This is a genomic window from Achromobacter sp. (genome assembly GCF_057314935.1).
Genome location: NZ_DBHKZA010000078.1, coordinates 1 through 10,157, shown reverse-complemented (window position 1 = coordinate 10,157; position 10,157 = coordinate 1). Strand labels below are relative to the sequence as shown.

At 64.8% G+C, this 10,157-nt stretch carries 12 protein-coding genes and 1 pseudogene; 5 read left to right on the top strand and 8 right to left on the bottom strand.

The annotated features are described in order from the left end of the window. The 5 genes and pseudogenes from ACO6D5_RS23865 to ACO6D5_RS23845 all read right to left on the bottom strand — a co-directional run. Positions 1-311 (bottom strand): annotated as a pseudogene (locus ACO6D5_RS23865) (helix-turn-helix transcriptional regulator); the annotation flags it as partial. Between the two features lie 109 nt (positions 312-420). Beyond that, positions 421-750, bottom strand: coding sequence for a hypothetical protein (locus ACO6D5_RS23860; RefSeq protein WP_006225370.1), 330 nt, complete (start codon positions 748-750; stop codon positions 421-423). Between the two features lie 150 nt (positions 751-900). Then, the gene (locus ACO6D5_RS23855; protein WP_315529490.1) at positions 901-1,134 is read right to left on the bottom strand and encodes a DUF3820 family protein; all 234 of its coding nucleotides are present in this window, start codon (positions 1,132-1,134) and stop codon (positions 901-903) included. Between the two features lie 112 nt (positions 1,135-1,246). Continuing rightward, entirely contained in the window at positions 1,247-1,912 is a 666-nt protein-coding gene (locus ACO6D5_RS23850) for a glutathione S-transferase family protein (protein ID WP_485826749.1), read from the bottom strand. Continuing rightward, the gene (locus ACO6D5_RS23845; protein ID WP_315529493.1) at positions 1,909-2,391 is read right to left on the bottom strand and encodes an OsmC family protein; all 483 of its coding nucleotides are present in this window, start codon (positions 2,389-2,391) and stop codon (positions 1,909-1,911) included. The genes ACO6D5_RS23850 and ACO6D5_RS23845 overlap by 4 nt, the downstream gene beginning before the upstream one ends. Positions 2,392-2,528: 137 nt before the next feature. Here ACO6D5_RS23845 and ACO6D5_RS23840 point away from each other — a divergent pair, with 137 nt between their 5' ends. Together ACO6D5_RS23840 and ACO6D5_RS23835 are read left to right on the top strand one after the other, a co-directional pair. Beyond that, positions 2,529-2,954: a copper resistance protein NlpE N-terminal domain-containing protein gene (locus tag ACO6D5_RS23840; protein WP_315529494.1), complete on the top strand. Its 426-nt coding sequence runs from the start codon at positions 2,529-2,531 to the stop codon at positions 2,952-2,954. 83 nt (positions 2,955-3,037) lie between these two features. Beyond that, entirely contained in the window at positions 3,038-3,775 is a 738-nt protein-coding gene (locus ACO6D5_RS23835; protein WP_485826748.1) for an ABC transporter substrate-binding protein, read from the top strand. Positions 3,776-3,853: 78 nt separating this feature from the next. Here ACO6D5_RS23835 and ACO6D5_RS23830 read toward each other — a convergent pair whose 3' ends face one another. Both ACO6D5_RS23830 and fmdA read right to left on the bottom strand, forming a co-directional pair. Next, a complete protein-coding gene (locus ACO6D5_RS23830; RefSeq protein WP_315529496.1) occupies positions 3,854-4,186 on the bottom strand; it encodes an FmdB family zinc ribbon protein in 333 nt (110 codons plus the stop codon). 11 nt (positions 4,187-4,197) lie between these two features. Further along, positions 4,198-5,427 carry a formamidase gene (fmdA, locus tag ACO6D5_RS23825; RefSeq protein WP_006225362.1) on the bottom strand — a complete coding sequence of 410 codons (1,230 nt, stop codon included), beginning with the start codon at positions 5,425-5,427 and terminating at the stop codon, positions 4,198-4,200. 239 nt (positions 5,428-5,666) lie between these two features. On the opposite strand from fmdA, the gene ACO6D5_RS23820 reads away from it, so the two are divergent. Further along, positions 5,667-6,035 (top strand): hypothetical protein, encoded by a 369-nt coding sequence (locus ACO6D5_RS23820; RefSeq protein ID WP_485826747.1) that lies wholly within the window; start codon positions 5,667-5,669, stop codon positions 6,033-6,035. Here ACO6D5_RS23820 and ACO6D5_RS23815 read toward each other — a convergent pair whose 3' ends face one another. Next, positions 6,036-7,523 (bottom strand): aminotransferase class V-fold PLP-dependent enzyme, encoded by a 1,488-nt coding sequence (locus tag ACO6D5_RS23815; protein WP_485826746.1) that lies wholly within the window; start codon positions 7,521-7,523, stop codon positions 6,036-6,038. 98 nt (positions 7,524-7,621) lie between these two features. On the opposite strand from ACO6D5_RS23815, the gene ACO6D5_RS23810 reads away from it, so the two are divergent. Both ACO6D5_RS23810 and ACO6D5_RS23805 read left to right on the top strand, forming a co-directional pair. Further along, positions 7,622-8,107 (top strand): Lrp/AsnC family transcriptional regulator, encoded by a 486-nt coding sequence (locus tag ACO6D5_RS23810; RefSeq protein WP_006225785.1) that lies wholly within the window; start codon positions 7,622-7,624, stop codon positions 8,105-8,107. Between the two features lie 199 nt (positions 8,108-8,306). Beyond that, entirely contained in the window at positions 8,307-9,974 is a 1,668-nt protein-coding gene (locus tag ACO6D5_RS23805) for an ABC-F family ATP-binding cassette domain-containing protein (RefSeq protein ID WP_485826745.1), read from the top strand. Positions 9,975-10,157: the final 183 nt, after the last annotated feature.

Here is a 10,157-nt window from a genome sequence, read left to right as displayed (position 1 = left end):
CCGCGCAACTGGTCCAGGCTGGTGCGCAGGGACACGAACCGCAGCGCCCTGCCGGCGCCGAACTCGTGTTCCATGCCCATCGCGTCCTGGCAGAGGCTCATGTGCAACGACGGTCCGCTCACCTGGGTGGCCGGCGCCCCGCGCACGCTGTAGCGCAGGTCGCCGTCCAGCACCAGCACGAGTTTCAGCCCGGGGTCCAGGTGTTCATGCACCCGCTCGGCCTGGCCGAAGCACAGTGTGCCGCCCGCCAACGACATCGCAGGCGTGGCGGCGGATACGGTCCAGTCAAGGTCGGGGCGGGTCGCGGGCACGGTCAAGGAGGCGGCCGCCGATTGTGGGCGGGAAGAGTTGATGAGATTGAATATTATTACCGTTTGACCAGAACGGAAAGCCGGCCCTGCCGCCGGCCCGGCGCTGCCCTTACTGCTGGCGGCGCTGCTCCAGCTCTTTCAGGCATTGCGCCACGCCGGCCTGCATCTGCGCATTCGACACCGCGGCACGGTCCGAGACCTCGCGGCAACGCACGTACTGAGCCTGGCTTTCCGCCGTATCCCGGATGACTGCGGGCGCCGCGCCCGGCGCCGGCGTGACCGTCATGCGCAGGGTGGACGGCGGCGACTGGCTGCCGTCCTTGGAGGGCAAACTGGGATATTGGTATTCCTGCGTGGCGGGCGGGGCGTTCTGCGCCTGCGCAGCGCCGGCCGCGCACAAGGCGGCAAACAGGAAGGCGGAAAGGGTGTGTTTCTTCATGGCGACCTCTGTTCGTATAAGCAATCGCCCTGGGGCGCAAGCGTGGTGGCCCGCCCCGGGCGAGCCGCCTTATCGTAGCGCCCTGCGCCGGCGGGTAACGTGCCAAGACGCTACAACGGCAGCCGGAGTTGTTTCCCGCCGTTTCGGCCGCTAGGGCTTGGCTGCGGCGGGCCGGGACTTGCGCAACGGCGCCAGCAAGGACGACAGGCCGTTGTGGTCCAGCTCGTGCATCAAGGCCAGCAGGCGGCCCAGTTCGCCGGGCGGAAACCCCTTGCGCGCGAACCAGGCCAGATACGGGCCGGGCAGGTCGGCGATGAGCCGCCCCTTGTACTTGCCGAAAGGCATGTCCCGGGTGACGAGCAAGGTAAGGAGTTCAGGATCCATCGGACTTGGGGCGCCGCTTCAGCGGGGCGCCCTGCACATCGATCACGATCAAAGCGGTTGTCATGGCCATCCACATTCAGAGAGTGCGGGGAAGTCTACCCCACCCCGCCCATCAGAATTCCAGCCGGCCGCGCAACTCACCGAACGGCACCATCACATGCTCGCGATACGCCGGCCGCGCCTGAAGCCGGTCGTACCAGGCACGCACGCGCGGCAACGGGGGATGCGGAATATCCAGTTCGTAGTAACGGTAGAGCGACGTTGCAGCGGGCACGTCCGCCAGGCCCAATGCCGCGCCGCTCAGATAGGGCTGGTCCGCCAACGCCTCGTCCAGCTTGCGCAAGCACGCATGCGTGGCCTCGAGGCTGCGCGCGATCGCGGCCGTATCGCGCGCAGCCTCGGGCGTGCGGTAATAACCCCAGAACACGCCCACGAGGAAAGCGGGCTGCAACGCGGTCTGCGCCCAATCCATCCAGCCGTCCGCGCGTGCGCGGGCCGCTGGCTGTACAGGCCAGAACGTGGAATCGCCATGCCGCGCGGCCAGATAGCGCAGGATCGCGTGCGACTCCCAGACGGTCACGTCATCATCACGCAGCACCGGCACCTTGCCGTGCGGATTCATGCCCAGGAACGCCGGCGTGTCCAACAGGCCGAACTGGCCGCCCGCCGGCACGTGTTCATAATTCAGCCCCAGCTCGCCCGCCAGCCACAACACTTTCTGCACATTGAAGGAACTGCGCCGGCCACAGATCGTCGTCTTGCCGCAAGCCGCACTCATTGCGCGGACACAATGCGGGGTTCGCAATGCACCGGAAAATTCACGGAATTCGCGATGAAGCAGAAGTGGTGCGCGCGGTCGTGCAATTCGGCGGCCAGCGCCGCGTCGTCGCCCGCGCGGATGGTGACCTCGGGACGCAAGGTGACGCGGGTGAACGCGCCGCCACGCGCCGGGTCCTCGGCCATGACGCCGTGCGCCTCGTCCCGGTAGGCTTCAACCGTAATGCCTTCAACCGCGCAAAAATGCAGATACCAGAGCTTGTGGCAGGCGGACAGCGAGGCCACCAGCATGTCTTCCGGGTTCCAGCGCGCCGGGTCGCCGCGAAACGCCGGGTCTGACGAACCGGGCACATCGGGTTTGCCTTCGGCCTGGATCACGTGGTCGCGCGAGTAGGCCGCGTAGCTGGAGGTGCCGGTGCCGGTATTGCCGGTCCAGTTCACCGTGACGGTGTAGTGGTGTTCGCCTTTCGCTTTCGTCATGATGGCTCGGGGTTCAGCGCCGTTGCGGCGGGAAAGACGTCAAGCGTAGCGCAGATTTCCGCCACGCTTTACATCCCGTTTCAGCATGCCCCCGTTACTGTCCGTATCGTGGACCCGTATTCCAACAGGAGCTCGCCATGATGAAAACCACCCTGACCTGCACCCTGAGCCTTGCCCTGCTTGCCGGTTGCGCCCCGCTCAAGTCCCATGACGCCCGCGATACCCCGGCCGACGGCCACACCGCGCGCAACGCGCTGGACTGGCCCGGCAGCTACGATGGCACGCTGCCCTGCGCCGACTGCCCCGGCATCAAGACCCGGCTGACCTTGTTCAAGGATGACCGCTACGAACGCCAGACCCAATACCTGGACCGCGAACCGCAACCCGAGATCGTCACGGGCACATTCAGCTGGGAATCCGACGGCAGCACCATCCGGCTGGACGCATCCGGCGACAGCCAGCGCTACTTCGTCGGCGAAAACCAGGTGACCATGCTGTATCGCGACGGCACGCGCCCGACCGGCCCGCTGGCGCCGCATTACGTGCTGCGGCGCGCGCAATAAGGCATCGCGCAAGCCCCGGGCTTGCGGCTATTCTTCCGGAATCGCCTGCGCCCGGCGGCGCGGCGCCCAACCCCAAGGAAGCCATGAAGACCGACCACGAGCTGCTCTCCGCCTTCGCCCCCACCGGGTCGCTGCGCGCGTCCATCAACCTGGGCAACCCCATCCTGGCCAACGCCGATCCCGCAACCGGCCAGCCCGGCGGCGTGTCGGTGGACCTGGCCACGGAACTGGCGCGGCGCCTGGACGTGAAGCTGGAGCTGGTGGTGTTCAAGTCCGCCGGAGAATCCGTGAACGCCGTGGCCGCCGAACAGGCGGACGTGGGCTTTTTCGCCATTGACCCGCTGCGCGGGGAACAGATCGCTTTCACCGCGCCCTATGTCGTGATCGAAGGCGCCTATCTGGTGCGCCAGGACTCCCCCATCACCGCGATGGACCAGGTCGACAGCAAGGGCCTGCGCGTGGTGGTCGGCAAGGGCAGCGCCTACGACCTGTACCTGACGCGCGAACTGAAACAGGCCGAGATTTTCCGCGCACCGACGTCTCCCGCCGTCGTGGACACGTTCCTGAAAGAGAACATGGAAGTGGCGGCAGGCGTCAAGCAGCAGCTGGAAGGCGACGCACAGCGCCTGGGCGGGCTGCGCCTGCTGGACGGCCACTTCATGCTGATCCGCCAGGCGATGGGCGTGCCCAAGAGCCGCGGCGACAAGGCCAGCGCCTACCTGGCCGCCTTCGTCGAAGCCATGAAGAAGTCCGGCTTCGTCGCAGACGCATTGGCGCGGCACAAGATCCAGGGCGCCGCGGTCGCGCCGCTGGAGGCTTGAACAGCTGCCCTCATCCTACGACCTTCAACGAAAAAGGGCCGGACAATCCGGCCCTTTGCTTGAGGTTCACCCGCCTGCCTAGTGGCTGATCATCCAGGGCCTTGCGCCCGCGAATGATTTTGCACCGTCAGACGTGGTGCGCGTCTTGCCGGAAGCACGCCCGCCGGAACAACATCCGCAGTTCATGCCATGGCCCGAACGCGAACTGCGCGGCTCGTTCGCACTGCGTTCATTGACAGCGCGCGCCCGGTTCACGGCGGACGACAGCGCCGAAATCGCCGGCGCCCCGCCGATGATGCGACCGGACATCGCGCCGCATTGCGGGCAACCCGCCGGATCGCGCCATTGCGCCAACGGCCGCAAGGCCGTAAATTCACCGCAATCCGCGCAGGCGTAGTCATACATGGGCATCGTTGGCTCTCCTAGCGGTCGCGCGACAGCGGCATGTCCACCCCGCCCTTGATGTGCTTGATGGGCCCGGACGCCGAGGGCTGGATATCGAAGTCGAAGATCTCGGTCGGCAGCCACAGCGTCGCGCACGAGTTGGGGATATCGACCACCCCACTGATATGCCCCTGCACCGGCGCGCAACCCAGCAGCGAATAGGCCTGGGCGCCCGAATAGCCGAACTTCTTCAGGTATTCGATGGCGTTCAGGCACGCCTGACGGTACGCCACATTGACGTCCAGATAATGCTGCTTGCCGGTCTCGTCCACCGAAATGCCTTCGAAGATCAGGTAGTCCTTGTAGGCGGGCGTGATCGGGCTGGGCTTGAAGATGGGATTCTTGATGGCGTACTTCTCCATGCCGCCCTTGATCAGCGTCACGCGCATGTGCACCCAGCCCGCCATTTCAATGGCCCCGCAGAAGGTGATCTCGCCATCGCCTTGCGAGAAGTGCAGGTCGCCCACGGACAAGCCGCCGCCCTTCACGTAGACCGGGAAGAAGACGCGCGCGCCGCGCGACAAGTCCTTGATGTCGCAGTTGCCGCCGTGTTCGCGCGGCGGCACCGTGCGCGCGCCTTCGCCTGCGGCCTTATCGCGTTCGGCGCCCTGCAACGCGCCCATGTGCGCCGTCTTGGGCGCCGGCGGATTCGCCAGCGGCGGCACGCGGTTCGGGTTGGTGTCGATCAGCGCCTGCTCGCGCCGGTTCCAGGTGTCCAGCAATTTCTTGTCGGGCAGGCAGCCGATCAGGCCGGGATGGATCAGGCCGGCGAAATTCACGCCCGGGATGTGGCGCGACGACGTGAACATGCCGTGGAAATCCCAGATGGATTTCTGCGCATGCGGAAAATGTTCGGTCAGGAAGCCGCCGCCGTTGTTGCGGCTGAAAAAGCCGTTGAAGCCCCACAGGCTGTCGGGCTTGGCGCCGATATCCAGCAGATCCACGACGAGCAGGTCGCCGGGTTCGGCGCCTTCTACGCCCACCGGACCCGACAGGAAATGCACCGTGGACAAGTCCACGTCGCGCACGTCGTCGGCGCTGTCGTCGTTCTTGATCGCGCCGCCGGTCCAGTCATAGGTTTCCAGCACGAAATCGTCGCCGGGCTTGACCCACACCGCCATCGGGATGTCGGGATGCCACCGGTTATGGATCTGCTTGTTCTCGTACGGGGACTGTTCAAGATCGACTTTGATGAGCGTGTTCGCCATTCTCTTTCATCTCCAACTTGACGTGTTGATAAAACAGAACTTCAGCCGGATGCGCGTCCAATTTCCTTGCCGGATTGGATCTTCGGGATCGTTGACCTGTTAGCGATGGTAGACGTGTTCAGGCGATTTGCCATACTGGTTTTCCATGCAGTGGCGGCGCCCGCGCCGCAACATGGGGACGCGTTTTCGCAGCAGTTATGATGCGGAGCATCTTCAGCGCAATACCAAGGTCTTACCGTATGGCAGCATCGCACCGCCGGCCGCTGGCCGCCCTCCTGATCATTACCGCCTTCGCGGGCGCGTCCGCGCAAGCCGCAGACGACTGCGTGGCCCGGATCGACGCCGGGCTGGCCAGCGTCAAACGCGCGCAAGACATCCAGCGCACGCGCGAAGCGTCCAACGATCTGCAACTGAATCGCGACCTGTGCCAGGGCCGCCTGGACTTGCTGGATGCGCGTTTTGCGCTCAGCGACGACTTCGAGGCCTGCCGCCGCCAGGGCGTGGCCTTTTCGGATCAGGTGGTCAAGACGCTGACCCGGGCGTCCGACGACCTGACCGACCTGAAGGCCGCCTGGATCCGCACTTGCGGCCCGCAGATGAAAGACTGATCAGGCCGCGACGGCCAGCTCTGCACTTTTCGGGAAGAAGATGGCGCGGCTGGGGTCAAAGCCATACAGGCCTTCGAAATCCGCGGCGTCCGCGGCCAGCGCCAGCACCGATTCCAGGATGAAATCCGCCTTGGCATCGGACAGCAGCGCGCTGAAATTCAGACGGATGAACCCGGGCTTTTCGATTTCGCGGCCATCAAGAATGGCCTGGCGCATCTGTTGCGACTGGGCTTCGTCGATGTCCAGCAGGCGATGCACATAGGGCCCGGCGCAGGCGCAGCCGCCGCGGGCCTGGATGCCGAAGCGGTCGCTCAGCATGCGGGTCACCAGTTGCTGATGCACGAAGCCGCCCTTGCCGTTACGCACGCGGAAGGAAAAGATCGGCAGACGGCTTGCCGTCAGCGACCCCAGCAATTCCAGGTGTTCAACACCGTGCCAGGCGGCAAGCGCCCGCTGCACGAAGCGGGCGTTGCGTTGCCGCATGAAATCGGCGCCCAACGCTTCCTTTACCAGCAGGACCAGCGCGGCGCGGATGTCGCCGACCACGTTGGGGGTGCCCGCTTCTTCGCGGGATTCCAGGCTGCCGCTGTAATCGTGGCCGGCAGGCGACACGAATTTGACGGTGCCGCCGCCCGGCCACGTGGGCGCGGTCTCGACCACGGCGTCGTGCCGCAGGATCAGCACGCCGGAAGCGCCCGGGCCGCCGATGAATTTATGGGGTGAGAACACGATGGCGTCGATCTGCGCATCGGCCGCCGGCGACATCTGGATGGACAGGTACGGCGCGCCGCCCGCGTAGTCCCACAGCATTTTTGCGCCCGTCCGCTTGACCAGCCGCGTGATGGCAGGGACGTCCGCGACAATGCCGGTCACGTTTGAGGCGGCCGACAAGGCGCAGACGACGAGGGTGCCGTCGGGCGCTTCCAAGGCGGCAGCCAATGCGGCCATATCCGGTCCGCCTTCGGGGCTTTCGGGCAATTCGATGATGTCGGCGCCGCATTCGCGCCAGGGCAGGATGTTGGAGTGGTGTTCGTACGGGCCGATGATCACGCGGACTTTACGGCCCGCTGCGATGGCCGCGTGCACGCCGAACAGGTGCACCAGCCGGTTGATGCCGGCCGTGGCGCCAGAGCCGGCAAAAATCACCGCATGCGCCTCGCTCGCGCCACAACAACGGCCAACGACGGCACGCGCTTCGCGGCGCAGTCGCGTAATGAATCCGCCGCAATAAGACGCTTCGGTGTGCGAGTTGGCGTAATACGGCAGCACTTGTTCAAGGACGAAGCGTTCGACCTGCATCAGCGCGCGGCCCGACGCGACATAGTCGGCGTAGACCAGCGGTTTGACCCCGAACGGGCCTTCAATCACGGCGTCCTTGCCGATGAGCCCTTCAGCGAGCGCCGCCGCGACGTCGCCGGCTTTCAGGCTGTCTTGGAATTGCTGCAGGAGGCTGGGCTTGGCGGGGCTGGTCGCGACGGGCGTATTCATGAGGGTGCGGGTTCCGGTAAGTACCGAAATATCATACGATGGAACAGCATGAGGAAACATCACCGATATTTTGCGTAAAACTCGTCAAAACAGATCAAATGATCGAACAAATGGAAAAAATAGATAAGCTTGATCTTAGTATTATCAGCTGCCTGCAAAAGGACGGCGCGCTGTCCCAGCGCGAGCTGGCGGATCGGGTGGGTTTATCGCAGAACGCCTGCTGGCGCCGGCTGCAACGCTTGAATGCCTGCGGCATCATCCGCGGCACGCGGGCAGAGGTCAGCCTGGTGGCGCTGGGCCTGGACTTGACGGTGTTCGTGATGATCCGCACCAGCCACCATGCCAAGGCCTGGGCCGATGGCTTTCGCCAACACGTCGAACGCCTGCCGGAGGTCACTGAGTTCTATCGCATCGGTGGAGACTGGGATTACCTGATCAAGGTGGTCTGCCGCGGCATGGCGGGTTACGACCGGTTCTACCAGAAGCTGATCACGGATTTCGAGTTGTCGACGGTGACCGGGTTTTTCGCCATGGAAGCGATCATCGAGAACCGGCCGCCTGACCTCAGAATGCTGGAGGGCTGATGCCCTTCCCTCAACCGTGGCCTGCCTGCGTCGGATCGCAAGCCAGGCCATAATGGGAACTTTCCCGAGCCCTCCGGCTCGAACTCTCCATTCGTCCCCATCGCGGAGCCCCGACCGGCCATGATTCTTTAAGCCCTCCTCCTGATCCTCCTTGTCGCACCACGCGGACAAGGCGTCTCACCGACCCGGAGAGCTTTCCATGGCCCAGTCCTCGTTCGCGCCAGCCAAGGCGCAGTCTCAGCCGTCCGCGGCTGCCTCTTTCATCAACCTGCACCACCTCAGCTACGCGCTGCCCGATGGCCGCGTCCTGCTGGACGCCGTCAGCCATGACTTTGCCGTGGCACGCCACGGGTTGATCGGGCGCAACGGCACAGGCAAGTCCGTGCTGTTGCGCATATTGCAAGGCAGCCTGTCCGCGCAGACTGGCCGTGTCGAATGCCACGGGCGTATTGCCTACGTGGCGCAGAGCCATACCCATGAGCCCGGCGCCACGTTGGCCGAGGTGGCTGGCATAGGCGACATTCTGCTCGCCTTGTCCAACATCGCAGCCGGAAGCACCAACCCAGCGGATTTCGATTTGGCCGATGGCCATTGGCGGATTGAAGACGACTGGGGCCGAATGCTTGCCGACGCGGGCCTGCCGGGCTGGGCGCCAGACCATCCCGCCCATGCCGCAAGCGGTGGCGAACTGACCCGCGTCGCACTTGCAGGCGCCCTGCTGCAAGGTGCAGACGGTCTGCTGTTAGACGAACCCAGCAACCATCTGGATGCGCGGGCGCGCGGCTGGCTCATGGAAAAAATCAGCACGTGGCGCGGCGGCCTGATTGTCGTCAGCCACGACCGCACCTTGCTGAACGCCATGCAACACATCGTCGAATTGGACCGCGGCACGCTCACCGGCCATGCTGGCAATTACAGCGCCTACCGCACCCAGCGCAACCTGCAATCCGCCGCCGCCGACGCCTCACTTGCGCATGCCCGCAACGAACGCGCAGCCGGCCTGCGCGCGTTGCGGCAACAACACGACGCCCAACTGCAACGCAGCGCGCGTAACGCCCGCCAGGCGCGCGCCTCCAACCAGGCGCCCATCCTGCTGGGCATGAAGAAGGCGAACGCCGAAGGCCATGCCGGCCGCGAACGCCTGCGCCGACAGCAAACGGCGGCGACACTTGACGATGCCGTCAAGCAAGCCGCAGCGCGCGTGCTCGCGGCACCGGGTGTGGCACTGGCCCTGCCAGAAACCGTCGTCCCAGGCGGGCGACGCGTCCTGCACATGGAAAACGCCGTGCCTCCCTACCCTGCAAACGCGCAGGCGTTGACGCTTAGCCTGAGCGGCCCTTTTCGCCTGGCTGTCCACGGACCGAATGGGTGCGGAAAAAGCACCCTGTTGTCGATGCTGGCTGGCGAGATCAACGCCAAACAAGGAACGTGTGACGTACGTGTATCCACGGCAATGCTGGATCAGCGTGCAACGGGTTTACCGTTGGGTCAGTCCTTATTGAAGACGCTGGAAACACTAGGCGCATCCCTGCCCGAAGGCGAGCTACGCAGCCGCCTGGCGTTGCTGGGGTTGGGCCCTGCGCTGGTCGATGCTCCTGCGGAAACCTTGAGCGGCGGTGAACGCGTCAAAGCCACCCTGGCTTGTGCATTGTGGCGCAAACAGCCCGCACAATTACTGCTGCTTGATGAACCCACGAACCACCTGGATATCACGTCAGCGCAGGCGCTGGAGCAAGCGCTAAAGCAGTATCCCGGTGCGATGGTAGCGGTGTCGCACGATACGGCGTTCTTGGAAGCGATTGCGCCAACCCACCGCTTGTTTTGGAGTGATTGTGCTGGATGGGATTTGCAGACATGCGCCATGTAGTTGCGGCGGTCCGTCCCTTGCTCAAACGCGTCAGGAATCCCCCCCCATCGGAAGCGGAGTCTTGTCTATTTTGACGTTCGTGCACTTGTCGAATTCTTGACTGCGACGGGCTTGGTGCGAACGTCCCCGTCCACCACGACAAGTTCACGCACGACCGTATTCGGATGCCGATAAAGCGGCTCG

What these genes read in the sequence shown, in the direction of transcription:
- ACO6D5_RS23860 (WP_006225370.1), bottom strand. Translation starts at nt 750, where the DNA reads ATGAAGAAACACACCCTTTCCGCCTTCCTGTTTGCCGCCTTGTGCGCG.
- ACO6D5_RS23855 (WP_315529490.1), bottom strand. Translation starts at nt 1,134, where the DNA reads ATGGATCCTGAACTCCTTACCTTGCTCGTCACCCGGGACATGCCTTTC.
- ACO6D5_RS23850 (WP_485826749.1), bottom strand. Translation starts at nt 1,912, where the DNA reads ATGAGTGCGGCTTGCGGCAAGACGACGATCTGTGGCCGGCGCAGTTCC.
- ACO6D5_RS23845 (WP_315529493.1), bottom strand. Translation starts at nt 2,391, where the DNA reads ATGACGAAAGCGAAAGGCGAACACCACTACACCGTCACGGTGAACTGG.
- ACO6D5_RS23840 (WP_315529494.1), top strand. Translation starts at nt 2,529, where the DNA reads ATGATGAAAACCACCCTGACCTGCACCCTGAGCCTTGCCCTGCTTGCC.
- ACO6D5_RS23835 (WP_485826748.1), top strand. Translation starts at nt 3,038, where the DNA reads ATGAAGACCGACCACGAGCTGCTCTCCGCCTTCGCCCCCACCGGGTCG.
- ACO6D5_RS23830 (WP_315529496.1), bottom strand. Translation starts at nt 4,186, where the DNA reads ATGCCCATGTATGACTACGCCTGCGCGGATTGCGGTGAATTTACGGCC.
- fmdA (WP_006225362.1), bottom strand. Translation starts at nt 5,427, where the DNA reads ATGGCGAACACGCTCATCAAAGTCGATCTTGAACAGTCCCCGTACGAG.
- ACO6D5_RS23820 (WP_485826747.1), top strand. Translation starts at nt 5,667, where the DNA reads ATGGCAGCATCGCACCGCCGGCCGCTGGCCGCCCTCCTGATCATTACC.
- ACO6D5_RS23815 (WP_485826746.1), bottom strand. Translation starts at nt 7,523, where the DNA reads ATGAATACGCCCGTCGCGACCAGCCCCGCCAAGCCCAGCCTCCTGCAG.
- ACO6D5_RS23810 (WP_006225785.1), top strand. Translation starts at nt 7,622, where the DNA reads ATGATCGAACAAATGGAAAAAATAGATAAGCTTGATCTTAGTATTATC.
- ACO6D5_RS23805 (WP_485826745.1), top strand. Translation starts at nt 8,307, where the DNA reads ATGGCCCAGTCCTCGTTCGCGCCAGCCAAGGCGCAGTCTCAGCCGTCC.